Origin of the sequence: Massilia sp. Root133 (assembly GCF_001426525.1) — a bacterium.
Taxonomy (GTDB): domain Bacteria; phylum Pseudomonadota; class Gammaproteobacteria; order Burkholderiales; family Burkholderiaceae_D; genus Telluria; species Telluria orientalis.
Genome location: NZ_LMEW01000032.1, coordinates 33,960 through 57,510 on the forward strand (window position 1 = coordinate 33,960; position 23,551 = coordinate 57,510).

The following is a 23,551-nucleotide window of genomic DNA, read 5'->3' on the forward strand; positions in this document are numbered from 1 at the left end:
TTGTATAATTCGAACAATCAACCTTGGGAGGGTGCGTGGACCGATTCGATTGCATGCGGGCATTCGTGCGCGTCGTGGAAGCCGGTAGTTTCACGAAGGCGGCGCAGACACTGGACATGAGCCGGGCGACCGTCACCCAGCTCATCCAGCAATTGGAGGCGCGGGTGCGCGTAAAACTGCTGCACCGGACCACGCGCAGGGTCAACGTCACGGAAGACGGCGCGGTGTATTACGAACGCGTCGTGCACATGCTGGCCGAGCTGGAAGACCTCGAGGCCGGGTTGCCGAACAAGGCGACGGCGCCGGCAGGGCGCTTGCGCGTCGATGTGCCGAGCCCGTTCGCGACGATGCTGCTCGTGCCGGCGCTGCCTGGATTCTACGCGCGCTACCCGGACATCCAGCTCGACCTGGGCGTCAGCGACCGGATGGTCGACCTGATCGGAGAGAATGTCGATTGCGTCGTGCGCGGTGGCGTCCTGACCGACCAGTCGCTCGCCGCGCGTCACGTGGCCGACCTGCAGCTGAGGGTCTATGCGGCGCCCGCGTATCTGGAACACGCGGGCGTGCCGACGCATCCGGCGCAACTGCGCGAGCCGTCGCACCGCATCGTGCAATTCCGCGGCGCGCGTTCCGGGCAGGGATTCGAGTACGCATTGCGGCGGGCCGACGAGACCGTGGTGCTGGACGCGCGCTACATGCTGGCGATCGACGACGGCAACGCGTATCTCGCGGCCGGGCTGGCCGGCCTGGGCGTGCTGTGGCTGCCGGATTACATGGCGCGGGAAGCGGTCGCGCAGGGCGAGCTCGTCCGGTTGTTCGACGGCTGGGAGATCGCGCCGCTGCCGCTGTACGTCGCGTATCCTGCCAATCGGCACGTCGGCAGGAAGCTGCGGGTGTTCATCGACTGGGTGGTTGAATTCATGGAGGAAAAACAATGACGATCAAACGCATGGATAACGTCCTCATCGTCGTGGACGATCTAGAAGCCGTGCAAGCGTTTTTCATCGAACTGGGGCTCACGCTGGAGGGCGAAACGACGGTCGAGGGGCCGGACGTCGGACGCCTGATCGGCCTGGACAACGTCAGGGCGACGCTCGCGATGCTGCGCACACCGGATGGCCAGGGCATCGAACTGGACAAGTTCCACACGCCGGACGCCGTCAGGTTCGGGCCGGTGGCGGCGCCGGTGAATGCGCTGGGCTTGCGCCGGGTGATGTTTGCCGTCGACGACATCGATGCGATGGTCGCGCGCATGCGGGAGCGTGGCCACGAGGTCATTGGCGAAATGCGGTACGGGGCGTCCTACCGGTTGGCGTATATCCGTGGGCCGGAGGGGATCATTGTCGGGTTGGCGGAGTCGGTTGGAGCGTGATTTTCGTGATGCGTAACGGTATGTGTGCTATTTCGCATAATCTATATTATGTCAAATTACGTTTATGGCGACGTCCGCGGGATGCCTTCCCTGGCGGGGTAAACCGCCTTTCGGCAGAACGTCGGACACCTTGTAAAAGCCGTCCCGGCGGTAGATCGATCGCCGCCACGTCCATGTGCTCGCCTTGCCATGGCATCGGGGTCTACGCGTCGTGGCCAGGCCGCAGCGGTATTCGTGTCGCTGGTTCTCGAAGACTCGATATGGCTGTGTCGCGCGTTAGGTGCGCGCCGAGAACGCCTCGGCGATGCTCGCGTGCGCGGAATCGGGTTGATTCGGCCTGCCCGGTCTCGGGCGTCGATCTGCGGGCGGCGTTGGCATCCAATCGAGATCGAACCGGCGCATGCCGCAGCGGGCGGCACGCTCCGTCGTTCGGATGGTCTTGCCCCGTCGCGGCGGTACCGCAGGACGTACGGCCGCCGTGAGGCGTCGATATCGGGCCCGCATCTTCCGGATCGGGCGGCACGCTCCAGACGTCGATGCGCTGAGGCTTGTCTCGGCGGTGCCGAGAACTCGTGTTCGACTGGTCTTGCCCCGTCTCGGTGGCGCCACAGGACGTCCGGCCGCCGTGCGGCGTCGATATCCAGGCCGCAGCTCCGGGCCGGGCGGCACGCTCCGCAGGTCGATGCGCCGGGCCGAGAACTCGCGGTGGCCCGTGGCGTTGCCGACCAGACCCCGGACACTGGGGGAAATCGATCGCAATAACAACTCGAATGGCAGGCTCCGCAATTCGTAACGCCGCATCGTTCCGATTCCATGAGAGTCAAGCGGCACCAGGGTTTCGCAGTTAAATCGATGTCGATAATACTGGCGAAACCGGATATTCCAGCCCCTTTCTCTTTCCCTATCGGTGTCTTATTCAAACCTAATAAACTCGACATTAGGGAATGTAATGTCGATTTAAATAGAACGGCGATTAAACATATTCTGCGCCAACCATATACAGCCGAAATGCGCTCGCTATCGGCCCGAATAAGCAAGTCTTCCTTTTCGAACATCAGCATTTTCCCGCTCCAGTAGGAAAACTCCCTCCCAAAAGACGAGCTCTCTCGCCCTGACCCCTATCAACGACGCCGAGCCCGTTTGTCACGATAGTGGACGGCGCGGGATTGGCGCCTGCCCTCTGCCGGTTCCAACGCTGCAAGCTATTTCAATGGAAAGGAGTAATGTCGTGAAACATTCTGCTATCGAAATCGGGACTCAGCTGGAGGCCGCGGCGCCCCAACTGAGGACTGTGGAGACCATGCTGCAAGACATGGAAACCAATGTGGCGCCGAATGCGCGTGCGGTCGCGCAAGGAAAATCAAAGCCCTTCCTGCCGACGATGCCTGCGGCCGAGTACGAAGAGGTCAAGTCGAAACTGCGGGCACAGGACCGGATGGCCGAGAAGCCGGTCGAGGCGGACATGGAAGCCGAAGCGGAACCCGAAGCCCTCCCCCGCGCGCCCATCGTCCTCGTCGGTCCCAATTTCGCGGGCGCGACCGACGTCGACGGCCTGATGCCGCCGGACACGCACGGCGCGGTGGGCGTCGATCATTTCGTCGAGGTGACGAACTCCCACATCGATATCTTCCTGCGGACCAATCCCAGCCAGCGCACCAGCATCTCGCTCGCGGCCTTCTTCGGCTATAGCGCCCGCGTGCTGTTCGACCCGCGCGCCGTGTACGACAGCGTGTGGAACCGCTGGGTCGTGACGGCGGACGCGTTCCAGGAGTCGAGCACGCGCCAGCTCTTCTTCGTCGCGATCTCCACGACGTCGAACCCGCTCGGCCCGTATTTCATCTATGCGCTGAACGTGACCTTCAACGCCGGCGATTTCTGGGATTACCCGCAGCTCGGCTACGACCAGGACTCGGTCATCATCACGGCCAACGTGTTCACGGCGTCCGGCGGATTCCGGGGTGCCGACATGTTCGCGGTGGCGAAAGCGCGCCTGTACAACGGGCTCGGCTTCTCGGTTCCCGTCTTCACGGGCCTGCGCGCCACGCTCGCGCCGCCGATCGTGCTCGACCAGAATGCCCGCACGTACCTGATCGCCGCATCGGGCGGCAGCAGTCTGAGCCTCTACACGCTCACCAACTCGAGCCGGCCGAACGCGATCCAGCTGACGGGACCGGTGAACGTGGCGGTGCCCGCCTACACTGCCCCGCCCGACGCGCCGCAGCCGGGCACGACGTCCACGCTGGATACGCTCGACGGCCGCTTCGTCAACGCCAGCACGCAGACCGGCGATTTCCTGTGGCAGGTTCATACCGTCAACCTGGTGGGCTATGCGGCGCCCAAGTTCTACCAGATCAATACGGCCTCCAGTTCGCTCGTGCGGAGCGCGTTCTTCTTCGGGACGTCGACGTCGTTCGACTTCAACGCGTCGATCGCGGCCAACAGCGCGAACGACATCTACGTGACCTGGACGATGACCGACCCGCCGCGCGGTACCAATGCCCAGGTGCGGTTCTCCGGCTTCGACCACAACAACGGCACCACGTATTCGCTGAGCCCGGGCATCGCGGCCTTCACGAGTCCGACGTTCTTCACGGGCGGCCGCTGGGGCGATTATTCGGCGGTGACGGTGGATCCGCGCAACACGCGGCGCGCATGGCTCGTCAATGAAGATGTCCTGACCAACCACGACTGGGGCAGCCGGATCGTCGGCATCGGTTTCGCGTCGTGATCAGCGGATGCCGCTGTCGTAAATGATGCGTACCGGCGTGAACTGGTCCTTCTCCACCGTGACCGTTTGCGCCGGCGCCTGCGGATAGATGGCCTCGGATTCCGGCTGCAGGACGTACGTGCCGGGTTCGAGGATGATGCGGAACCGGCCGCCGGGGTCGCTCCGGACCTCCGCAACGTGGCGCCCTGCCCCATCCGCCACGCCGATCAGCGCCTGGTACGGGCGCTGGTTGACCATGCCCGGCCATTCGACCGGGCTCACCGGGCGCAGGATCACCTCGCCGTCGATACCGCTGGTAGCGTGAGCTGGAAGCACCATGCATCCAGTATAGTCACGAAAACGCGCAGCGTAAGGCGATCACAGGATGCCGCGCCCGCTCACGGAAGCGATGATTTCGTCGTAGCGTTCGTTGTCGGTCTTGTGCAGATAAGCCGCCGTCGTCGCGATGTTCGCGTGGCCCGCCGTGTCCTGCAGCGTCTTCAGCTGGACGCCGTTGTTCGCATGGTTCGTCAGCATGCTGTGGCGCAGCCAGTGCGCGGATGCCTGGCGCAGCGTGGCGGCCGTGTCGGCGTCGCCGCGCCCGTCCGCAACGCCTGCCGCGTCGGCGAAGATCGCCTTGATGGCTTCCGAGGCCGCCTCGTCCGTGATGCGCGCCAGTTCGCGGCTGCGGCTGGACAGGACGAGCGGCGTGCGATCGGTCCGGCCCGTCTGCGGCAACAGGCCGAACGTCTGGCGGTAGGTTCGAAACGCGTCCAGCATGTCCGGCGGCACCGGCAGGCGGCGCGGCTTGTTGCCCTTGCCGAGGACGTCGATCCACCAGCGGCCGTTCCCTTCCGTGTAGATAGCCCCCATCGATGCGCCCACGATCTCGTTCAGGCGCGCACCCGTATGGGCGAAAGCGACGAGCAGGAAGCGGTCGCGCGCGCGGCGCTTGAGCGCGGCCGGCGTGTCGGCAGCACGGTGTGCGACGGTCTCCAGCGCCAGCGCGATCGCGCCCTGCGTCAGGTAGCGCGTAATGCGGCTCGCGGACGGCGCCCGGACGTTACGCACGAGCGCGCCCGGGTTGCGGCGCAAATAGCCCGTCTGCTCGGCAAAACCCAGCAGGCCCTTCACGGCGATCATTGCCTGGCGCCGGCTCGCGTCCGACAGCGGTCCCGTGAATGGCCGATAGCGCGCATCGGTGCGCGGCCATTTCGTCGTGCAGACCCACTCGGGCGGCGGGTTCTTGAGGAATTCCTTGTACGCGTTGAGGTCGGCGACGTTCAGCTGGGCCAGCGTCTTTTTCGCTTCCTCGCGGCACCAGGTCAGGAAGCGGAACAGTTCCTTCTGGGTGTTCTGGATCGATTTCGCGCTCAGTTCGCCGTGGGCGATGAATTCGCGCGCCAGTTCGATGTCGGTGGTCGCTTCCGTGATCGCGTCCTCGGCCTGGCGGTACATCTTGACGTGCAGGCGGCCGCTCGCGCCGGTCGTGATCGCTTCCGGTATCGTTGGACCAAGGTCGATGGGCGTGAAGTTCGGCATGGCGGTGCTGGGATAACTGTGTTTTTATACAGTATAGCAGCTCGGCCGCCGTCGGCCCAGCACCGCCGTTGATTCAGTCCAGAAGTTGCTGCCGCGTCGCCGCCAGGATCTCGTCGCCCAGCACCGGATCGTCGACCGCCCGCGCGAGCGTCACCGCGCCCACCATCGCGGCCAGCGCCAGCATGGCGGCGGCGCGCGCGTCCGCCTCGGCGCGGCGCTTGCCGGGCAGCGCGCGCATCAGGCGGTCGATGACGCCCTTCACGTGGGCCGTGAATGGGCCGCGGGTGGCCGGCTCCTTCGCGCTGTCGGCCGCGAGCGCCGTCATCAGGCACCCCGCGCCGGCGCTGTCGACGTGGCGCCGGCTCAGGTACAGGTCGAGGTAGGCCGCGATGCCCTGCTCCGCCAGGATGCGGTCGAAATCGGCCTGCGTCCGCGACGACAGGTCGGACAATGCCTCGGCCATCAGCGCTTCCTTGGAAGCGAAGTGGTTGTAGAAAGGCCCGTGCGTGAGACCGGTCGCCTTCATGATCTCGCCGACGCTGACGCCCGCGAAGCCGCGTTCGCGGAACAGCCGGCCCGCTTCCTCGAGGATGCGGCGGTGCTTGGCGGCGGTTTCTTCCGGTGGATAGCGCATCTCTATCGCCTCCATATAAATTGTGGGGTTGACTTCAAACATTATATCCATCATGCTTCATCCATCCAAACATGACGACCATCATGTTTGCTTTCAACCCCACCATCGAGGAGCACATCATGAGCAAAGCACAGCAAGGCACGGCCATCGTCACCGGCGCATCCGCAGGCCTGGGCAAGATTTACGCGGACCGCCTGGCGCGGCGCGGCTACGACCTCGTCCTCGTCGCCCGCCGCGGCGACAAGCTCGCTGAACTGGCCGACACGCTGTCCAGGGAGTACGGCGTGCAGGTCCGTCCCTTCGTTGCCGACCTCAGTCGCAGCGACGACGTGGAGCGCCTGGCCGACCTGATCCGTGACGATGCCAGCATCACCCTGCTCGTGAATAACGCGGGCGTGTCGGTGCCCGGTGCGACGACGACCCTGGACCCGGCCGACGTCGCCTGGCAGCAGGCGATCAACGTGGACGCGGTCAACCGCCTGAGCCTTGCCGCCCTGCCGCAATTCCTGGCGCGCAACCGCGGTACGCTCGTGAACATCGCCTCGATCCTCGGCTTCGGCTTCCTGCCGAGCAGCACCTTCTACAGCGCCGGCAAGGGCCATGTCGCGAACCTGACGCGCGCCCTGCAGAACGAGGTGCAAGGCACGGACGTCCGCGTGCAACTGGTGGCGCCGTCCGTGACCGCCACCGAGATCTGGGAAGAAGACCGGCTGAATGCGATGGACCCGCGCATCGTGATGACGGCCGAGGATTGCGTGGACGCGGCCCTGGCCGGTCTCGACCTGGGCGAACAGGTGACCTTCCCGTCCGTCGAGGATGCGCAACTGTGGAAGAATTTCGAGGAAGCCGCCGCCAGACTGATGCAGGGCGCGATGAGCGGCAAGCCGGCCTCGCGCTACCTGGCAGCCGCGCACGCTTGAACCGCGTTTGCAGCCGGCGCGCGCCTACGGGACAATGACCGTGACGACCAGCACACCGAAAGGAGCATGCATGAGCATCACGGTAAAGAACACGACGCCCGACACGACGCGCGTCACCCTGTTCGGCGAATTGCGCGACGGCAGCTTCGACGCGAAGATCATGGCCGAGACCGACGTACCCTACACGCGCTGCTGGGAAGACGAAATCGAGCAGCGCATCGTCTATATCCAGCCCGACCCCGACCAGTTGAAAGCGATCCTGGCCGCGCTCAACGAGCGCCGGCTGACGGTCGAGCAATTGCAGGAGTTCGGCGGCATGGGCGGCGGTACGTCCGAGATTCCGGTCTGATCCTACACGCGCGCGCCGTGCTTGCCGACAGACGGGCGGCGTGCGCGCGGCGACAATCGCTCATCAATTCACTCCAGGAGGCGACATGAACGCGAAATCGACAACGATCGGCGTCGGCAATCCGACCAGCGGCGAAGAAGGCAGCACCCTCACCCACGAGACGATGGCCGAGACGGGCGGCAGCGGCACCCAGCCGCGTCCGGAAGAGGAGGCGCCGCTGGCGCGCGGCAGCAGCCAGTCCGGCGAGGCAGGCAACCGCCAGGGGCAGCCGGACGAGCCGGCCGAAGGCGAAGGCACGGCCGCGACGGCCATCAACCGCGGCTACCAGGACACGCGCAGCCGCCAGGCCAGCCCCGGTTCGACGGGCCTCGGCGCGCCGGAAACGGGCGGCAACCAGAGCGAAGACGACCTGGCACCGCCCCGCCGCGACTGACCGCTCAGGCGGCGCCGGCCATGCGCCGGCACGCGTCGGCGCAGGCGCGGCACGCCTGCGCGCACGCCTGGCAATGGTCCATCGGATGCTTGCCGCACTCATCGCCGCAGGCCGTGCACACGTCCGCGCACAGGCGGCACAGGTCGCGCGCAACATCGCTGCCGCGCGCCATGAAGGCGGCGGCCGTGCGGCAGACCTGGGCGCAATCCATGTCCAGTGCGATGCAGCGCGCCATCATCTTGACGTCGTCTTCCTTCAGACATGCCGTCGAACAGTTGTCGCAGGCGGCGGCACACGCATAGCAGGCTTCGATACAAGCTTTAAAATTGTCGTTAGACATCACTTCTCCCGTTGGTCGTGGAAAGGTGACGTCTATTTTCGCGCATCGCTCCGGATGACGGCGCCACCTTTCATGACGAAGTCCACGCGGGTCAGCGCGGCCGGATCCGCCAGCGGATCCCCGCCGACCGCCACGATGTCCGCGTACTTGCCCGGGGTAATCGAGCCGACGCGGTCCTTCCAGCCCAGCAGGTCGGCGCCATTGATCGTCGCGGCCTGGAGCGCCTGCATCGGCGTCATGCCGTACTTGACCATGTAGAAGAACTGACGGGCATTGTCGCCGTGCGGGTAAACGCCGGCGTCGGTACCGAACGCCATCTTGTCGCCGGCCTTGAACGCCTTGCGGAAGTTATCGCGCTGCAGTTGGCCGACCATGCGCTCCTTCTCCAGCGACTCCGGCAGCATGCCGGCCTTGGCGCCTTCCTGCAGGATGAAGTCGTCGTTATAGATGTCCATGACGAGATACGTCCCCTTTTCACGCGCGAGGCGGATGCCCTCGTCGTCGATCAGGCTCGCATGCTCGACGGAGTCGACGCCGGCCAGGATCGCGTCGCGGATGCTGCTGGCGCCATGCGCATGCGCGGCCACGCGGCGGCCCAGTTTATGGGCTTCCTCGACGATCGCCTTCATCTCTTCCAGCGTCAGTTGCTGGGCGCCCGCCTCGTCGCCCTTCGACAGCACGCCGCCGGATGCGCAAATCTTGATGGTGTCGGCGCCGAACTTCGCCATCTCGCGCACCTTGGCGCGCGCCGCCCACGGCCCGTCGGCCACGCCGTTCTCCGTGAAATGGAAATCGTGCGGCAGCAGGTTGTTGTCGCAATGGCCGCCCTGGATGCCGATGGCGTAGCCGGCCACGCGCATGCGCGGACCCGGCAGTTCGCCGTCGTTGATGGCGTCGCGCAGCGCCACGTCGCCGAAACCGCTCGCGCCCACGTTGCGCACCGTCGTGAAGCCGGCTTCCAGCGTGCGCCGCGCCGCGTACGCGCCGTACATGGCGGCGCGGATGTCGGACACGCCCAGCGACCGGTAGCCGTGCAGGTTCGGGTCGCCGGTCAGGTGCACGTGGACGTCGATCAGGCCCGGCAGCACGGTCTCGCGCGACAGGTCGATCACCCGGGCGCCGGCCGGCACGGTCGTGCTCGCGGTGGGACCGACGGCCGTGATGCGTTCGCCGCTGACGAGGATGGTCTGGTCCTGCAATACCTTGCCGCCGACGACGTCGACCAGTTTGCCGGCGCGGATGGCGACGACCTGGTCGGCGGCCGTGGCCGACAGGGTGAACGTGAGGATGGCCAGCGCGGCCGCGAGCGATGTCTTGTTCATGGGGTTGGGCTCTCGGATAAAAGAGGTTGCGCGGCCAGTCGGTACCAGCTGCGCCAGGAAACGATGGCATTGATCCAGAAGCCGGCATACAGCACGGCCGTCAGGACGAGGTCGCGGCTCAGGTACAGCGGTGCGGCGACGGAGTTCACCAGCAGCCAGAACGCCCAGTTCTCGACGCGGCGCTGCATCATGAGCACCTGGCCGATGACGGAAAAGACGAGGACGGCGGAATCGAGGAACGGCGCGTACGCGTTGGTCGTGAAGTGCAGCAAGGCCCCATAGCCGGCCGTGGCGGCGATGCCCACCGGCACGGTCCACAAGAGGTTCGCGGCGCCGGCGTGCGTGATCGGCAGCGGGTCGCCGTGGTCGCCGCGCGCCCATTTCCACCAGCCGACGACGCTGGTGGCGACGAAGAACGCCTGCAGCGCGACGTCGGCGTACAGGCGGTTCCGGGCGAACAGCGCGCCGAACAGCGTGCAGCCGACGATGCCCGTCCACCACGTATGGACGTTGTTGCGTCCGGCCAGCAGGATGGACACCGCGACGAATCCGTTTGCCGCCAGTTCGAGCGGCGCGATCATCGCGCCCGGCCCTGCCCGTCCCTGTCCATGCACGCTCCTCCAAAGAAGCGTGTACTGTACGCCAGCCTCTTCGACTATTGCAAGAGAGGAATGTTATAGCTTCATTGTGCGGTGTTCGGCATCCATGTCCGGTCGCGTTCCCGTCACGGCGGCTTTTGCGATGGCGAACAGGCGCACCATCTTGCTGTCGTTCGAATCCCAGTACTCGGCGGAGTGCGGCTCGACGCGGATCAGCACGGCGTGCTCGTCGTCCGGGCCGGCCGGGAACCACGCCTGCACGCCCGCGTTCCACATCGCGCGGATGCGTTCGCGGTCGACGACGCGCTCGGCCAGGCCACTGACCGACACGAACAGGCTGTCTTCCGGCTTCGCGAACGACAGGTTCACTTGCGGCCGGTGCGCGATGCAATCCCACAGCGAGGTCTGCGTGGACGTGAAGAACCAGACGCCGCCGGCGTCGTCGACCTCTTCCTGCGTCATCGGCTGGCTCAGCAGGTGGCCGTGTTCGTCCTGCCACGTGAACATGGGAAAGCGGACTTCCTTGATCCGCGCTTTCAGGTCGGCGATGTCTTTGCTGTCGTGTGTGCTCATGGTCGTTCCTCGTTCGGATGGAGCCCCATCGTAGCGCGCGCCCACCTGTGGTTCGGTGCGGCGGCGAACCTTTGAGGCCGGTCAACAGTGCCCGCAAGCAGAAAAAATGCCACGTTGCAGCGCAATATAATCTGCTATCTCGTCTCATTTTCGGGTGATGCATGGGTTCCCTGTTCGAGCCGGACGAGCGGCCGCGTCTCGTCGTCCACGTGGTCGACGCGCTCGATGCCGCCCTCACCGAGACCAGCCTGCTGAACCTGATCCGCCACCTGCCGCCCGAGCGCTATCGCCACGCCATCGTCTGCATGCACGACCGCTTCGGCCACCAGGGCGACGTCCGCGAGCACGGCGTCGAGGTCGTCAACCTGCACAAGCGGTCGGGCTCCGATCCCCTGCACTACGTGCGCATGTTCGGCGTGTTGCGCGCGCTGCGGCCCGACCTCATCCACACCCGTGACGGCGCCGGGCTGCCCGCCCAGGTGGTCGCGGCGCTGGCCGGGGTCAAGCTGCGCGTGCATGCGGAGGACGGACGCCGCACGGCGGACGCGCGTGGAGGCGTCGGCAAGCGCCTGCTGCGCCGGCTGCTGTGCCCGCTCGTCGACCATTACATCGCGGCCAGCAGCGACCTCGAGGAATGGCTCGTCGAATCCATGGGCGCGGAACCGGCGCGCGTGTCGCAGATCGCGAGCGGCGTCGACAGCGTGCAGTTCCATCCGCGGCTGGGGCCGTCCGCCGCCGTCGGCCCGCCCGGTTTCATGCACGACGCGGCGTTCGTCGTCGGGAGTGTCGGCCGCATGGATGCCGCCGGCAACCACACGACCCTCGTCGAGGCGTTCCTGCGCCTGATCGCGTCGCCGCATCCGGCGCACCAGCGGCTGCGGCTGCTGCTGGTCGGCGACGGGCCCGAGCGCGCCGAATGCCAGGCGCTGCTGCACCGGGCGGGCGCGGCGGCGCGTGCATGGCTGCCGGGCGCCCGCGCCGACGTGCCGCAGCTGCTGCGGGCGATGGACCTGTTCGTGCTGCCGGCGCGCGCGGAGGACCGGTCGAGCGCGATCCTGCAGGCGATGGCGACGGGGTTGCCGGTCGTCGCGGCGGCCGTCGGCGGCAATACGGAGCTCGTCCACCCGGGCTTTACGGGCATCCTCGTGCCACCGATGTCGACGGAATTGCTGGCGGCGGCGATCGCCGATTATTGCAGGATCCCAGACATGGCGGCCCGCCACGGCGCCCGCGCGCGCAGCCAGGTGATCGCGCGCCACAGCATGCCGGCGATGGCCCGCGATGTCCTCGCCGTCTACGATGCCCTCACGGGCGGCGAGGCGCCGGGGAGCGTCCGCGGGGGATGCTGAACAGCGCCATCTTCCACATACCCGCGCCAAATCGTCTATAGTGATGCCTCTTTACAAAAGCAAAACCAAGAGAGTGCGATGAAATTTGACGTAGCCATCGTCGGCAGCGGCCTCGCCGGCCTGTCGGTTGCCCTTCATCTGGCGCAAACCCGCAAGGTCGCCATCATCTCCAAGCGCGAGCTCCTCGACGGTGCCAGCAACTGGGCGCAGGGCGGGATCGCCGCCGTGCTGGACTCGGGCGACAGCCACGACCAGCATATCGCCGACACCCTGGTCGCCGGTGCCGGCCTGTGCGACGAAGCGGCCACCCGCTACATCGTCGAGCACGGGCGCGAGGCGATCGAATGGCTGATCGAGCAAGGCGTGCCGTTCACCCGCGACGAGACCGCGGAACTCGGTTTCCATCTGACCCGCGAAGGCGGCCACAGCCAGCGCCGCATCATCCACGCGGCGGACGCCACGGGCCACGCCGTGCAGGTGACGCTGGAACAGAAAGTGCGCGCACACCCGAACATCACCCTGTTCGAACATCACTGCGCGATCGACGTGATCACGTCCGACAAGCTGCAGCCGGACGGCGTGCATACCGGGCCGGCCCTCGTCGGCCAGCCGCGCTGCCATGGCCTGTACGTGCAGGACGAAAAAAGCGGCAGGGTGCAGACGTTCGAGGCGGAGCACACCGTGCTCGCCACCGGCGGCGCCGGCAAGGTCTACCTGTACACGACGAACCCCGATACGGCGACGGGCGACGGCATCGCGATGGCCTGGCGCGCCGGCTGCCGCGTGTCGAACATGGAGTTCATCCAGTTCCACCCGACCTGCCTGTACCACCCGTTCGCGAAATCGTTCCTGATCACCGAAGCCGTGCGCGGCGAAGGCGGTCTGCTGAAATTGCCGCCCGAGGCGGGACCCGCCGCCGGGACGCGCTTCATGCCCGCACATGACGACCGGGGCGAGCTGGCGCCGCGCGACGTCGTCGCACGCGCCATCGACTTCGAGATGAAGAAGCGCGGCATCGACTACGTCCACCTGGACATCACGCACAAGAGCCCGGAATTCATCAAGGAACACTTCCCGACCATTTACGCGCGCTGCCTGGAGCTGGGCATCGACATCACGAAGGAACCGATTCCCGTCGTGCCGGCCGTGCACTTCACGTGCGGCGGCGTCGTCACGGACCTGGCCGGCCGCACCGACATCCCTGGCCTGTACGCCGTCGGCGAGACCGCGTACACGGGCCTGCACGGCGCCAACCGCCTGGCCAGCAATTCGCTGCTGGAATGCCTCGTCGTCGGCCGCGCATGCGCGCACCAGATCGCCGCGGCGCCGGCCGTCGACCTGCCCGCGCTGCCCGCGTGGGACGAGAGCCGCGTCACGAATGCGGACGAGGAAGTGGTCATCGCCCACAACTGGGACGAGCTGCGCCGCTTCATGTGGAACTACGTCGGCATCGTGCGCACGACCAAGCGCCTGGAACGCGCGCAGCACCGCATCAAGCTGCTGAAGGAAGAGATCGACGAGTACTACCGCAACTTCCGCGTCACCAACGACCTGCTGGAGCTGCGCAATCTCGTCGAGGTGGCGCACCTGATCGTGCGCAGCGCGCTGTCGCGTCACGAAAGCCGGGGCCTGCATTTCTCGCGCGACTATCCGGATACGCTGCCGAAGGCGTTGCCCAGCGTGCTGACGCCGCGCCGCCGCTAATTCGGGTAGATGAATCAGAAGCTTACGCCGTCGACCGTCCTGCTGTTGACCGTCCCGCCCCTGCTGTGGGCGGGTAACGCCATCGTGGGACGGCTCGTCCGCGCGGCCGTCCCGCCGATGACGCTGAATCTGCTGCGCTGGACGATCGCGCTGGCCGTCCTGCTGCCGCTCGGGTGGGCGACGTTGCGCCAGGCCGGCGTACTGGACGCCATTCGCACCCGTTGGCACCGCTATGCGCTGCTGGGGCTGCTGGGCATCGGCATGTACAACTCCCTGCAGTATCTCGCGCTGCAAAGCTCCACGCCCATCAACGTGACCCTCGTCGCCTCGGGCATGCCCGTGTGGATGATGCTCGTCGGGCGGCTGTTCTATGGCGTGGCCGTACGGACGCGCCAGGTGATCGGCGCGTTGCTGTCGATCGTCGGCGTGCTCGTCGTGCTGTGCCGCGGCGACGTCGACCAGCTGCTCGCGCTGCGCCTCGTCGCGGGCGACCTCTACATGATCCTCGCGACGATCGCGTGGTCTTTCTACAGCTGGATGCTGCTGCAGCCGCAGGACGAACCCGCGTTGCGCGCCGACTGGGCCGCGTTCCTCGCTGCGCAGGTGGCGTTCGGGCTGCTGTGGTCGGCCGGTTTTGCCGGCGTCGAGTGGTCGCTCGGTGCGGCGGCCATCGCCTGGAGCTGGCCCGTCGTGGCGGCGTTGCTGTTCGTCGCCGTGTGCCCGGCCGTGCTCGCGTTCGCCATGTGGGGCGCGGGCATCCGCCGCGCCGGGCCCGGCATCGGCGCCTTCTTCGTCAACCTGACGCCGCTGTTCACGGCGCTGCTGTCGTCCGCCTTCCTGGGCGAGCTGCCCCATGCCTACCACGTGCTGGCGTTCCTGCTGATCGTGGGCGGGATCGTCGTGTCCGCCAAACGTTGAAGCAGCCGTAACGTGTTTCTGTGCGGGCATCGGAGATGTTACGATCCCAGCGGAAGGAGCACATCAAGATGGCTGAAGCATTCACCGTCCACGACCACGCGGCGCGGATCGCCGCATTCCTCGACCGCCACCCGCGCGCGCTCGTACTGACGGGCGCGGGGCTGTCGACGGCATCCGGCATTCCCGACTACCGCGACCGCGACGGCACCCGCCGCGGCAAACCCCCGATCCACGGGCCGGATTTCCGCAAATCCGAGGCCGTGCAGCGGCGCTATTGGGCGCGCAGCATGATCGGCTGGCCCGTGCTTGCACAGGCGCGGCCGAATCGCGGCCATGCCGCCCTCGCCGGCCTGGAACGGATCGGGCACATCGGGTCGGTGCTGACGCAGAACGTGGACGGCCTGCACGGCCAGGCCGGCAGCCATGGCGTGCTTGAGCTACACGGCAATATCCATACGGTCGTGTGCCTCGAATGCTCGGCGATCTTCCCGCGCGCCTTCGTGCAGGGGCAGCTGGAAGACTTCAATCCGCACATGGCGGGTGCGAATGCGACGCCGCTGCCGGACGGTGATGCCTCCGTTGAACCGACGGAACTGGCCAGCTTCCGCCTCCCGTATTGCACGTGCTGCGGGGGGGCCTTGATGCCGAACGTGGTCTTCTTCGGCGATAACGTCCCGCCGGCGCGCACGGCCATCGCACTGGAACAGATGGAACGGGCGGACGCGCTGCTGGTGGTCGGATCATCGCTGATGGTCTATTCCGGCTTCCGGTTCTGCCGTATGGCGCAGGCCGCCGGAAAGCCGATCGCCGCCATCAACCTCGGCCGCACGCGCGCGGACGACCTCCTCGACATCAAGATCGAAGAATCGGCCGAGCGGGTGCTCCCGCTCGCGCTGGATATGCTCATCAAAGGTTCGGAGCAGACGGAGCGAGACACGCCATCCATACCACTCGACGGGGGAATACTGTGACGAAAACGTTAAGCAGCACTGGTGTCAAACCCTGGCAGGCCGGCGCGTTGCTGGCCGGTCTCGGCCTCGCGGCCTCTTATTTCTATGTGCGCGCCAAGACGAAGCAGGCGGAGGCGGAGAACCCGCCGCAGGGCCGCTTCGTCAAGGTCGACGGCGTGCGCCTGCATTATGTGGAACGGGGCAGCGGCCCCGTGCTGGTCCTGCTGCACGGGAACGGCGTGCTGGCCAGCGATTTCCAGACCAGCGGCCTGATGGACAAGGCGGCCGAGCACTACCGCGTGATCGCGTTCGACCGCCCCGGCTTCGGCTATAGCGAGCGGCCGCGCAGCAAGGTGTGGACGCCGCAGGCCCAGGCGCGGCTGCTGCATCACGCGCTGCAGGAGATCGGCGTCGATTCGGCCATCGTGCTGGGCCACTCGTGGGGCACGCTCGTCGCGCTGTCGATGGCGCTGGAAGTGCCGGACTTCGTGCGCGGCCTCGTGCTGCTGTCGGGCTATTACTACCCGAGCCTGCGCGCCGACGTGCCGCTGCTGTCCGGTCCCGCGATTCCGGTCGTGGGCGATTTGATGCGGTACACGATCTCGCCGCTCGTCACGCGCATGCTGTGGCGTCCGCTGACGAAGCGGGTGTTTTCGCCGCAGCCGGTCGACGCCCGTTTCCGCGAACTGCCCGTGTGGATGCTGCTGCGTCCGAGCCAGCTGCGCGCCAGCGCGGCGGAGACGGCGCTGATGGTGCCGTCGGCCGTGGCGCTGGCCAAGCGTTATCCGGAGCTGAAGGTGCCCGTGGTGGTGATGGCCGGCACCAAGGACAAGATCGTCGATTTCGGCCACAACTCGGAGCGGCTGGACGAGCGCCTGCCGGACAGCGAGCTGCAGCTGCAGCCCGGCGTCGGGCACATGACGCATTATGCCCATCCGGACAAGGTGCTCGCTGCGGTCGACGAGATCGCGGGGCGCGTTGGGGAGTCGGTGTACCGGAGGAATCCGCAGGCGGAGGCGTTGGCGAGGGCCAGCGAGAGCGGGACGTAGAACGAGAAGCGGAACGTAAAAGACACCGTCGCTCCCGCGCAGGCGGGAGCCCAGGTTTGCGTGGCCAGTCACAAAAAATCAGGTTCCCGTCTCCGCGCACTGGTGTCCGGAATATTGTTTTCAAAAACCGTCAGAAATAGCATCGTCATTCCCGCGCACGCGGGAATCCATACTGAGTATGCTGACTTCGACGGTGAAAATTATTCCGGACAGCAGTGCGCCTCCGCGGGAACGACGGATTTGGGGCTCAGCCAATAATGCGCAGCGAGTAGTCCGTCGCCTTGATGTCCTTGGTCAGGCTGCCGATCGAAATCCGGTCGACGCCAGTCTCGGCAATCGCCCGCACCGTCTGCATATTGATGCCGCCGGACGCCTCCAGCAACGCGCGCCCTTCGTTGATGCGCACCGCTTCGCGCATCATGTCCAGGTCGAAGTTGTCGAGCAGGACGGACTTCGCGCCCGCGCCGAGCGCTTCTTCCAGCTCGGCGATCGACTCCACCTCGATCTGGATCGACACGCCCGCGTTCAGCGCCGTCGCCGCCTGCAGCGCGGGCGTGATGCCACCCGCGGCCGCGATGTGGTTTTCCTTGATCAGGATGCCGTCGTACAGCGCCATGCGCTGGTTCGCGCCGCCGCCGACGCGCACCGCGTATTTCTGCGCCTGGCGCAGGCCCGGCAATGTCTTGCGCGTATCGAGGATCTTGGCCTTCGTGCCGGCGATGACGTCCACGTAGGTGCGCGTGGCCGACGCGACGCCGGACAGCAGTTGCAGGAAGTTCAGTGCCGAACGCTCCGCCGTCAGCAGCGAGCGCGGCGAGCCTTCGATCGTGCAGACCACGCTGTCAGCGGCCATCACGTCGCCCTCGGCATATTTCCAGTCGATCTCGATGTCCTGGTCGACGGCCAGCATGACGCCTTCGAACCACGGCGCGCCGCACAGGACGGCCTGCTCGCGCACGATCACACGCGCCTTCGCGCGGGGCGCTTCCGGCACGAGCTTGCCGGTCAGGTCGCCACTGCCGACGTCTTCCAGCAGCGCGGCCAGCAGGTTCTGCTCGAATGCGGCCTGCAGCTTGTCGTCGAACTGGCCTTCGTCAGCGTAAGGGTTGCGGAGATTGCTCATGCGGGACCGATTCCTTTGAAGAGGTTGGCTTCCTGCTCCAGCGCGCCGGTCGGCAGTGCCTTCGCCTTCTTGGCGGCGGCGAAGTCGAGCATGCGGTCGATGGCGCGCTTGGCCTGCTTGCCGATTTCCGGATCGACGAAGATTTCGTTTTTACTGTCGGAGGTTTGCAGCACGTCGGCCAGGTTCTGCAGGCCGTTCATCGCCATCCACGGGCAGTGCGCGCAGCTCTTGCAAGTGGCGCTGTTGCCGGCCGTCGGGGCTTCGATCAGGGTCTTGCCCGGTGCCGCCATGCGCATCTTGTGCAGGATGCCGTTGTCGGTGGCGACGATGAAGTGCGTCGCGTCCATCGTCTGCGCCGCGTTGATCAGCTGGGTGGTCGAGCCGACGACGTCCGCCTGGGCGACGACGTTGGCCGGCGATTCCGGGTGCACGAGCACCTTCGCGTGCGGATATTCCGCGCGCAGCAGGTCCAGTTCGATGCCCTTGAACTCGTCGTGCACGAGGCAGGAACCCTGCCACAGCAGCATGTCGGCGCCCGTCTGCTTCTGGATGTACGAGCCGAGGTGGCGGTCCGGCGCCCACAGGATCTTCTTGCCCTGGTCGTGCAGATACTTGACGATGTCCAGGCCGATCGACGACGTCACCATCCAGTCCGCGCGCGCCTTCACGGCGGCGGACGTGTTGGCGTAGACGACGACCGTGCGGTCCGGATGCTGGTCGCAGAACGCGGCGAATTCGTCGGCCGGGCAGCCCAGGTCCAGCGAGCAGGTCGCGTCCAGGTCCGGCATCAGGATCGTCTTTTCCGGGCTCAGGATCTTCGCCGTCTCGCCCATGAAGCGCACGCCGGCCACGACGAGCGTCTTGGCCGGATGATCGCGGCCGAAGCGCGCCATTTCCAGGGAATCGGACACGCACCCGCCCGTTTCCTCGGCGAGGTCTTGCAGGTCTGCATCGACGTAGTAGTGCGCGACGAGGACGGCTTCGCGCTCCTTCAACAGGCGGCGGATGCGATCCTTCAGCGTGGTCTTTTCAGCGACTTCGAGCGGCGACGGCGTGCGGGCCCAGGCCTCGGCAGTGGAACACACGCCGCCGACTGGCCGGTCGTATTCGAATACTTTAACGGGGGCAATGGTATTCATGGGGCAAGCTCCAATCAGTCGAGACCCTGGCTCTTCAGGTAATCTTCGTAATTGCCCTGGAAGTCGATGATGCGGTCTTCCTTGATTTCCAGGATACGGGTCGCCAGCGACGACACGAACTCGCGGTCGTGCGATACGAAGATGAGGGTGCCTGCGTATTTATCCAGCGCGATGTTCAGCGACTCGATCGATTCCATGTCCATGTGGTTGGTCGGTTCGTCGAGCAGCAGGACGTTGTGGCGGCCCAGCATCAGTTTGCCGTACATCATGCGGCCCTTCTCGCCACCGGACAGCACGCGCACGGACTTCTTGACCTCGTCGCCGCCGAACAGCAGGCGGCCCAGGATCGAGCGCACGGCCTGGTCGTCGTCGCCTTCCTTCGTCCACTTGCCCATCCAGTCGGTCAGGTTCAGGTCCGTGGCGAACTCTTCGGTCGGGTCCTGCGGCATGTAGCCCGGATTCGCATTCTCGGCCCACTTCACGCGGCCGGTGTCGGCATCGAGGCCCGTGATCGGGCCGCTGCCGATGCAACGCAGCAAGGTCGTCTTACCGGCACCGTTGGCACCGATGATGGCGATGCGCTCGCCGGCTTCGACCATGATCGAGAAATTCTTGAACAGCTGGCGGTCGTACGATTTCGACAGGCCTTCCGTCTCGACGGCCAGGCGGTGCAGTTTCTTCTCGCCTTCGAAGCGGACGAACGGATAGGCGCGCGACGACGGCTTGAATTCCTCGATCTTGATCTTGTCGATCATTTTGGCGCGCGACGTGGCCTGGCGGGCCTTGGACTTGTTCGCGGAGAACCGGCGCACGAAGTCCTGCAGCTCGGCGACTTTCTCTTTCGCCTTCGCGTTGTTGGCCAGCTGCTGGTTGCGGGCCTGCGTCGACGCTTCCATGTAGTCGTCGTAGTTGCCCGGGTAGACCTTCAGCGTGCCGTAGTCCATGTCGGCGACGTGCGTGCAGACCGAGTTCAGGAAGTGGCGGTCGTGCGAAATGATGATCATCGTCGAGTTCCGCTGGTTCAGCATGTCGGCCAGCCAGCTGATCGTGTGGATGTCCAGGTTGTTGGTCGGCTCGTCGAGCAGCAGGATGTCCGGATCCGAGAACAGGGCCTGCGCCAGCAGCACGCGCAGCTTCCAGCCCGGCGCGACCGAGCTCATCGGACCCTGGTGCAGGTCGGTGGCGATGCCCAGGCCCAGCAGCAGTTCGCCGGCGCGCGCTTCGGCCGAGTAGCCGTCGTACTCGGCGACCTTGCCTTCGAGCTCGGCCGCTTTCATGTAGTCTTCGTCCGTCGCTTCTGGATTCGCGTAGATGGCGTCGCGTTCGCGGATCGCGTCCCACAATTCCGTGTGGCCCATCATGACGACGTCGAGCACGCGCACGTCTTCGTAGGCGAACTGGTCCTGGCGGAGCTTGCCGAGGCGCTCGTGCGGATCGAGGCTGACGTTGCCGGCGGACGGCTCGAGGTCGCCGCCGAGGATCTTCATGAAGGTCGACTTGCCGCAACCGTTCGCGCCGATGAGGCCGTAACGGTTGCCATCGCCGAACTTGACGGAAATGTTTTCGAACAGCGGCTTGGCGCCGAACTGCATCGTGATGTTGGCTGTACTGAGCACTGGGAAACCTTCGCGTGGTGATTCAATTAACCGCACATTTTACCACCGTGAGGGGGCCGTTGCGTCAGGCGGTCCTGAGTGTCGGGTAACTGGACAGCGCCAGCGACCAGCGTTCGCCGTCGCACTGCAAATGCCCCTGCGCCCCGAACGGGATCGTCACGTGGCGCGCGATGTGGCCGAATTCCAGCCCCGTCAGCACCGGCACGGGCAACGTGGCGCGGACATAGGCCAGCATTTCGTCGAAGTTGTAGCCGTTGTCGTTCACGCCGAGCCGGTAGCCGGAGAAATCGCCCAGCACGACGGCGCGTTGTCTCTCCAGCACGCCCGCATGCATCAGTTGCAGCAACATGCGCTCCACCCGGAACGGATGCTCGGCAATATCCTCCAGGAACAGGATGCCGCCGTCGATGCGCGGGAAGTACGGCGTGCCCATCAGCGACATGATCATCGCCAGGTTGCCGCCCCAGACGGTGCCCGTCACGTCGAGGCGCGGGTTGGCCGCGCCGTGGCCGGAGATCGTGTGCGTGGGGCCGGCCAGGCAATGCCAGAAATCGTCCAGCGTGAATGCGTTCGGCTCGGCCGCGCCCACGTCGGCCGTGAACATGGGCCCCGCGTAGCTGATCGCGCCCGCCCTTGCGTACAACGCCATGTGGAATGCCGTGACGTCGGAATAGCCGACGAAGATCTTGCCGCTGGCGGCCATGCGCTCGAAGTCGATGTGCGGCAGCAGGCGCGTCATGCCGTAGGCGCCGCGAATGGCCATGACGACCTGCACGTCCGGGTCGGCGGCGGCCGCTTCCAGCTGGGCGAGGCGTTCCGTGTCCGTCGCCCCGAAGCGCTGGTGGCGCTCCTCGTGCTTGTAGTAATTGTGGACCAGGATGCCCTGGGCTTCGAGGCGCGCGATGCCGCGCGGGATCGCTTCCGGCTCGGGCGCGTAGCTGCCCGGCGCGATCAGGGCAATGCCCGGTTTTTGGATGGTCACTGTTTGACGAAGAGCCTTGGTGTCGAGTCGGGCGCCATCTTACCGTGGGCATGGGCGTCGATCAAGGCGAGGAGCCGCTCCAGCAGCTGGGACGGCAGGTCGTGGCCCATGCCCTCGATGACTTCAAGGCGGGCGCCGGGAATCGCCTGCGCCGTGTCGACGCCGCAGGCGAGCGGCACGAGCGGATCGGCCGCGCCGTGGATCACGAGCGTCGGCGCGACGATCGTCTGCAGCTGCGGCGTGCGGTCGCCGCAGGCCGTCACGGCCAGCATCTGACGCACGACGCCGCCCGGGCAGCAATTGCGGCGCAGCGCGCGGGCGACGCGGCGGCGCAGGTGTTTTTCCGGCGTCGGATAGGCCGGGCTGCCGATTGCTTGCAGCAGTTGCACGTTGTAGTCGATCGCCGCGTCGATGTCGCCTGCTCCCCGCGGACGGCGCAGCAGCGCGCGGCGCGCGGCTTGCGTCGGGCCCGGCAGGCCGCGGCGGCCGCTGCTGGACATGATCGACGTGAGACTGAGCACGCGCGACGGGTACTTCGCCGCCATCAGCTGTCCGACCATGCCGCCCATCGACATGCCGACGACGTGGGCGCGGGCGACGCCCAGCGCGGACAGCACGCCGATCGCATCGTCGGCCATGTCTTCCAGCCGGTACGGCGGTTTGAGCGGGATGCGCAGCAGCGACTTCAGCCAGGCGAGCCCGAGGCTGGGCGTGCCGGCGTGTTCGAACTTGGTGGACAGGCCGCTGTCGCGATTATCGAAACGGATCACGTAAAAGCCCAGTTCGACGAGGCCTTCGACGAATTCGTCCGGCCAGGCCGTCAATTGCAGGCCGAGGCCCGAAACCAGCAGCAGGGGTACGGATTTCGGATCGCCCGCCGTGTCGAAGGCGATGCGGATCCCGTTGGCGTTCAGGCTAGGCATTGTCGATAGCTGGGTCGTGAAATCCTCCGCTACCGAAAGCAGCGAAGGCCTGGAACCAGCATATCATTTTTGGCAAACGGGTGGCGTCAGCCTTGCGTGCGCCGGGCCGCGCGCCGTTCGGCGAAGAACCCCTTGAGCATCGCGCTTGCTTCGTCGGCCAGCACGCCGCCGACGACGTCCGTGTGGTGATTCAGTTGCTCCAGCGCGAACAGGTTGAGGATCGAGCCGCACACGCCTGTCTTCGGGTCCGGCGCGGCGTACACGACCCGCGCCAGGCGCGCGTGCATCATCGCGCCCGAGCACATCGCGCAAGGTTCCAGCGTCACATACAGCTCGCAGCCCGGCAGCCGGTAGTTGCCGAGCTTGTCCGCGGCCGCGCGCAGGGCGACGATTTCCGCGTGCGCGGTCGGGTCGTGGCGGCCGATCGGCTGGTTGTAGCCGGTGGCGATGATCTCGCCGTCGCGCACGACGACGGCGCCCACGGGCACCTCGCCCGCCGCCCAGGCCTTGCGGGCCTCCTGCAGGGCCAGGCCCATGTACGTATTGTCGTCTGCTTCAGGCATCCGTGATTTCGGCCCAGCAGTTCGGCGTCTCGTGCAGCACGAGCTTCTGCAGGCGCAGGCCGGTACCGTAGCGGTCGGTGTAGGCCGCTTGCAGGATGTTCCAGGCCACCTGCGCGAGGTTTTCCACGGTCGGGATGCGGTCGATCACGACGGTTTTATGGTTCGGCAGGCTGGCCAGGAAGCCGCGCACGGCCTCGTCCTTCTCGTACACGAGGAAGGCATGGTCCCAGACGTCGACGAGATGCTCTTTCGCGAGCGCCTTGATGTCCGAGAAATCCATGATCATGCCGTTGTCGGAATTGCCTTCGACGTCGATGACGGCACCCGTCAGCGTGATTTCCAGCGTGTAGCGGTGGCCGTGCAGGTTGCGGCACTGGCTTTTATGGTCGGGGATGCGGTGGCCGGCGTCGAATTCCAGCTTGCGGGTAATGGTCAGCATGTGTG

At 66.2% G+C, this 23,551-nt stretch carries 25 protein-coding genes; 11 read left to right on the plus strand and 14 right to left on the minus strand.

Annotated elements, in window-relative coordinates:
* Window positions 1–35 precede the first annotated feature (35 nt).
* The 3 genes from ASD28_RS20805 to ASD28_RS20815 all read left to right on the plus strand — a co-directional run bounded on the left by ASD28_RS20805 (window position 36) and on the right by ASD28_RS20815 (window position 4,100).
* On the plus strand, window positions 36–938 hold the full coding sequence (locus ASD28_RS20805) for a LysR family transcriptional regulator (protein WP_056132660.1): 903 nt from the start codon (window positions 36–38) through the stop codon (window positions 936–938).
* Window positions 935–1,372 carry a VOC family protein gene (locus tag ASD28_RS20810; RefSeq protein ID WP_056132663.1) on the plus strand — a complete coding sequence of 146 codons (438 nt, stop codon included), beginning with the start codon at window positions 935–937 and terminating at the stop codon, window positions 1,370–1,372. The genes ASD28_RS20805 and ASD28_RS20810 overlap by 4 nt, the downstream gene beginning before the upstream one ends.
* A gap of 1,228 nt (window positions 1,373–2,600) precedes the next feature.
* Window positions 2,601–4,100, plus strand: coding sequence for a hypothetical protein (locus tag ASD28_RS20815; protein WP_156403679.1), 1,500 nt, complete (start codon window positions 2,601–2,603; stop codon window positions 4,098–4,100).
* On the opposite strand, the gene ASD28_RS20820 is transcribed toward ASD28_RS20815, so the two are convergent.
* The 3 genes from ASD28_RS20820 to ASD28_RS20830 form a co-directional block, all read right to left on the minus strand.
* Window positions 4,101–4,415, minus strand: a complete 315-nt coding sequence (locus tag ASD28_RS20820; protein WP_229412410.1) for a hypothetical protein — start codon at window positions 4,413–4,415, stop codon at window positions 4,101–4,103.
* A gap of 42 nt (window positions 4,416–4,457) precedes the next feature.
* Window positions 4,458–5,621 (minus strand): tyrosine-type recombinase/integrase, encoded by a 1,164-nt coding sequence (locus ASD28_RS20825; RefSeq protein ID WP_056132672.1) that lies wholly within the window; start codon window positions 5,619–5,621, stop codon window positions 4,458–4,460.
* Window positions 5,622–5,694: 73 nt separating this feature from the next.
* A complete protein-coding gene (locus ASD28_RS20830; RefSeq protein ID WP_056132675.1) occupies window positions 5,695–6,255 on the minus strand; it encodes a TetR/AcrR family transcriptional regulator in 561 nt (186 codons plus the stop codon).
* 119 nt (window positions 6,256–6,374) lie between these two features.
* On the opposite strand from ASD28_RS20830, the gene ASD28_RS20835 reads away from it, so the two are divergent.
* The 3 genes from ASD28_RS20835 to ASD28_RS20845 all read left to right on the plus strand — a co-directional run bounded on the left by ASD28_RS20835 (window position 6,375) and on the right by ASD28_RS20845 (window position 7,957).
* The gene (locus tag ASD28_RS20835; RefSeq protein WP_056133552.1) at window positions 6,375–7,175 is read left to right on the plus strand and encodes an SDR family oxidoreductase; all 801 of its coding nucleotides are present in this window, start codon (window positions 6,375–6,377) and stop codon (window positions 7,173–7,175) included.
* Between the two features lie 70 nt (window positions 7,176–7,245).
* Window positions 7,246–7,524, plus strand: a complete 279-nt coding sequence (locus tag ASD28_RS20840; protein ID WP_056132677.1) for a hypothetical protein — start codon at window positions 7,246–7,248, stop codon at window positions 7,522–7,524.
* An 85-nt stretch (window positions 7,525–7,609) separates the two neighbouring features.
* The gene (locus ASD28_RS20845; RefSeq protein WP_056132680.1) at window positions 7,610–7,957 is read left to right on the plus strand and encodes a hypothetical protein; all 348 of its coding nucleotides are present in this window, start codon (window positions 7,610–7,612) and stop codon (window positions 7,955–7,957) included.
* Between the two features lie 4 nt (window positions 7,958–7,961).
* Here the strand turns inward: ASD28_RS20845 and ASD28_RS20850 are convergent, their stop codons facing one another.
* The 4 genes from ASD28_RS20850 to ASD28_RS20865 all read right to left on the minus strand — a co-directional run bounded on the left by ASD28_RS20850 (window position 7,962) and on the right by ASD28_RS20865 (window position 10,791).
* The gene (locus tag ASD28_RS20850) at window positions 7,962–8,297 is read right to left on the minus strand and encodes a four-helix bundle copper-binding protein (protein WP_056132683.1); all 336 of its coding nucleotides are present in this window, start codon (window positions 8,295–8,297) and stop codon (window positions 7,962–7,964) included.
* A gap of 32 nt (window positions 8,298–8,329) precedes the next feature.
* Window positions 8,330–9,619, minus strand: coding sequence for an amidohydrolase family protein (locus ASD28_RS20855; protein ID WP_056132686.1), 1,290 nt, complete (start codon window positions 9,617–9,619; stop codon window positions 8,330–8,332).
* Window positions 9,616–10,200: a nicotinamide riboside transporter PnuC gene (gene pnuC / locus ASD28_RS20860; RefSeq protein ID WP_056132688.1), complete on the minus strand. Its 585-nt coding sequence runs from the start codon at window positions 10,198–10,200 to the stop codon at window positions 9,616–9,618. The genes ASD28_RS20855 and pnuC overlap by 4 nt, the downstream gene beginning before the upstream one ends.
* Before the next feature lie 93 nt (window positions 10,201–10,293).
* Entirely contained in the window at window positions 10,294–10,791 is a 498-nt protein-coding gene (locus ASD28_RS20865; RefSeq protein WP_056132691.1) for a pyridoxamine 5'-phosphate oxidase family protein, read from the minus strand.
* A gap of 161 nt (window positions 10,792–10,952) precedes the next feature.
* Between ASD28_RS20865 and ASD28_RS20870 the strand changes: the two genes are divergently transcribed.
* From ASD28_RS20870 to ASD28_RS20890, 5 genes are all read left to right on the plus strand, one after another.
* Window positions 10,953–12,140 (plus strand): glycosyltransferase, encoded by a 1,188-nt coding sequence (locus tag ASD28_RS20870; protein ID WP_056132694.1) that lies wholly within the window; start codon window positions 10,953–10,955, stop codon window positions 12,138–12,140.
* A gap of 30 nt (window positions 12,141–12,170) precedes the next feature.
* Complete coding sequence (gene nadB / locus ASD28_RS20875) at window positions 12,171–13,844, plus strand: L-aspartate oxidase (RefSeq protein ID WP_267873873.1); 1,674 nt, start codon at window positions 12,171–12,173, stop codon at window positions 13,842–13,844.
* Between the two features lie 9 nt (window positions 13,845–13,853).
* Window positions 13,854–14,762, plus strand: coding sequence for a DMT family transporter (locus ASD28_RS20880; RefSeq protein WP_056132698.1), 909 nt, complete (start codon window positions 13,854–13,856; stop codon window positions 14,760–14,762).
* Between the two features lie 68 nt (window positions 14,763–14,830).
* The gene (locus ASD28_RS20885) at window positions 14,831–15,733 is read left to right on the plus strand and encodes an NAD-dependent protein deacetylase (RefSeq protein WP_056132701.1); all 903 of its coding nucleotides are present in this window, start codon (window positions 14,831–14,833) and stop codon (window positions 15,731–15,733) included.
* Window positions 15,730–16,761: an alpha/beta fold hydrolase gene (locus ASD28_RS20890; RefSeq protein ID WP_056132705.1), complete on the plus strand. Its 1,032-nt coding sequence runs from the start codon at window positions 15,730–15,732 to the stop codon at window positions 16,759–16,761. Before ASD28_RS20885 ends, ASD28_RS20890 begins: the two co-directional genes overlap by 4 nt.
* A gap of 247 nt (window positions 16,762–17,008) precedes the next feature.
* On the opposite strand, the gene nadC is transcribed toward ASD28_RS20890, so the two are convergent.
* From nadC to queD, 7 genes are all read right to left on the minus strand, one after another.
* Complete coding sequence (gene nadC, locus ASD28_RS20895; RefSeq protein WP_056132707.1) at window positions 17,009–17,884, minus strand: carboxylating nicotinate-nucleotide diphosphorylase; 876 nt, start codon at window positions 17,882–17,884, stop codon at window positions 17,009–17,011.
* Complete coding sequence (nadA, locus tag ASD28_RS20900; protein ID WP_056132709.1) at window positions 17,881–19,023, minus strand: quinolinate synthase NadA; 1,143 nt, start codon at window positions 19,021–19,023, stop codon at window positions 17,881–17,883. Before nadA ends, nadC begins: the two co-directional genes overlap by 4 nt.
* 14 nt (window positions 19,024–19,037) lie before the next feature.
* Entirely contained in the window at window positions 19,038–20,639 is a 1,602-nt protein-coding gene (locus ASD28_RS20905) for an ABC-F family ATPase (RefSeq protein WP_082577083.1), read from the minus strand.
* 64 nt (window positions 20,640–20,703) lie between these two features.
* Complete coding sequence (gene ldcA / locus ASD28_RS20910; protein WP_056132712.1) at window positions 20,704–21,621, minus strand: muramoyltetrapeptide carboxypeptidase; 918 nt, start codon at window positions 21,619–21,621, stop codon at window positions 20,704–20,706.
* A complete protein-coding gene (locus ASD28_RS20915) occupies window positions 21,618–22,544 on the minus strand; it encodes an alpha/beta fold hydrolase (RefSeq protein WP_056132715.1) in 927 nt (308 codons plus the stop codon). Before ASD28_RS20915 ends, ldcA begins: the two co-directional genes overlap by 4 nt.
* An 86-nt stretch (window positions 22,545–22,630) precedes the next feature.
* Window positions 22,631–23,107 (minus strand): tRNA adenosine(34) deaminase TadA, encoded by a 477-nt coding sequence (gene tadA, locus ASD28_RS20920; RefSeq protein ID WP_056132721.1) that lies wholly within the window; start codon window positions 23,105–23,107, stop codon window positions 22,631–22,633.
* Window positions 23,100–23,546 (minus strand): 6-carboxytetrahydropterin synthase QueD, encoded by a 447-nt coding sequence (queD, locus tag ASD28_RS20925; protein WP_056132724.1) that lies wholly within the window; start codon window positions 23,544–23,546, stop codon window positions 23,100–23,102. The genes tadA and queD overlap by 8 nt, the downstream gene beginning before the upstream one ends.
* Between the last annotated feature and the right edge of the window lie 5 nt (window positions 23,547–23,551).

Excerpts from the sequence above, each read along its gene's own strand:
- ASD28_RS20810 (WP_056132663.1), top strand. The coding sequence starts at position 935 with ATGACGATCAAACGCATGGATAACGTCCTCATCGTCGTGGACGATCTA.
- ASD28_RS20825 (WP_056132672.1), bottom strand. The coding sequence starts at position 5,621 with ATGCCGAACTTCACGCCCATCGACCTTGGTCCAACGATACCGGAAGCG.
- ASD28_RS20830 (WP_056132675.1), bottom strand. The coding sequence starts at position 6,255 with ATGCGCTATCCACCGGAAGAAACCGCCGCCAAGCACCGCCGCATCCTC.
- ASD28_RS20835 (WP_056133552.1), top strand. The coding sequence starts at position 6,375 with ATGAGCAAAGCACAGCAAGGCACGGCCATCGTCACCGGCGCATCCGCA.
- ASD28_RS20840 (WP_056132677.1), top strand. The coding sequence starts at position 7,246 with ATGAGCATCACGGTAAAGAACACGACGCCCGACACGACGCGCGTCACC.
- ASD28_RS20845 (WP_056132680.1), top strand. The coding sequence starts at position 7,610 with ATGAACGCGAAATCGACAACGATCGGCGTCGGCAATCCGACCAGCGGC.
- ASD28_RS20850 (WP_056132683.1), bottom strand. The coding sequence starts at position 8,297 with ATGTCTAACGACAATTTTAAAGCTTGTATCGAAGCCTGCTATGCGTGT.
- ASD28_RS20855 (WP_056132686.1), bottom strand. The coding sequence starts at position 9,619 with ATGAACAAGACATCGCTCGCGGCCGCGCTGGCCATCCTCACGTTCACC.
- pnuC (WP_056132688.1), bottom strand. The coding sequence starts at position 10,200 with ATGATCGCGCCGCTCGAACTGGCGGCAAACGGATTCGTCGCGGTGTCC.
- ASD28_RS20865 (WP_056132691.1), bottom strand. The coding sequence starts at position 10,791 with ATGAGCACACACGACAGCAAAGACATCGCCGACCTGAAAGCGCGGATC.
- ASD28_RS20870 (WP_056132694.1), top strand. The coding sequence starts at position 10,953 with ATGGGTTCCCTGTTCGAGCCGGACGAGCGGCCGCGTCTCGTCGTCCAC.
- ASD28_RS20880 (WP_056132698.1), top strand. The coding sequence starts at position 13,854 with ATGAATCAGAAGCTTACGCCGTCGACCGTCCTGCTGTTGACCGTCCCG.
- ASD28_RS20885 (WP_056132701.1), top strand. The coding sequence starts at position 14,831 with ATGGCTGAAGCATTCACCGTCCACGACCACGCGGCGCGGATCGCCGCA.
- nadC (WP_056132707.1), bottom strand. The coding sequence starts at position 17,884 with ATGAGCAATCTCCGCAACCCTTACGCTGACGAAGGCCAGTTCGACGAC.
- nadA (WP_056132709.1), bottom strand. The coding sequence starts at position 19,023 with ATGAATACCATTGCCCCCGTTAAAGTATTCGAATACGACCGGCCAGTC.
- ASD28_RS20915 (WP_056132715.1), bottom strand. The coding sequence starts at position 22,544 with ATGCCTAGCCTGAACGCCAACGGGATCCGCATCGCCTTCGACACGGCG.
- tadA (WP_056132721.1), bottom strand. The coding sequence starts at position 23,107 with ATGCCTGAAGCAGACGACAATACGTACATGGGCCTGGCCCTGCAGGAG.
- queD (WP_056132724.1), bottom strand. The coding sequence starts at position 23,546 with ATGCTGACCATTACCCGCAAGCTGGAATTCGACGCCGGCCACCGCATC.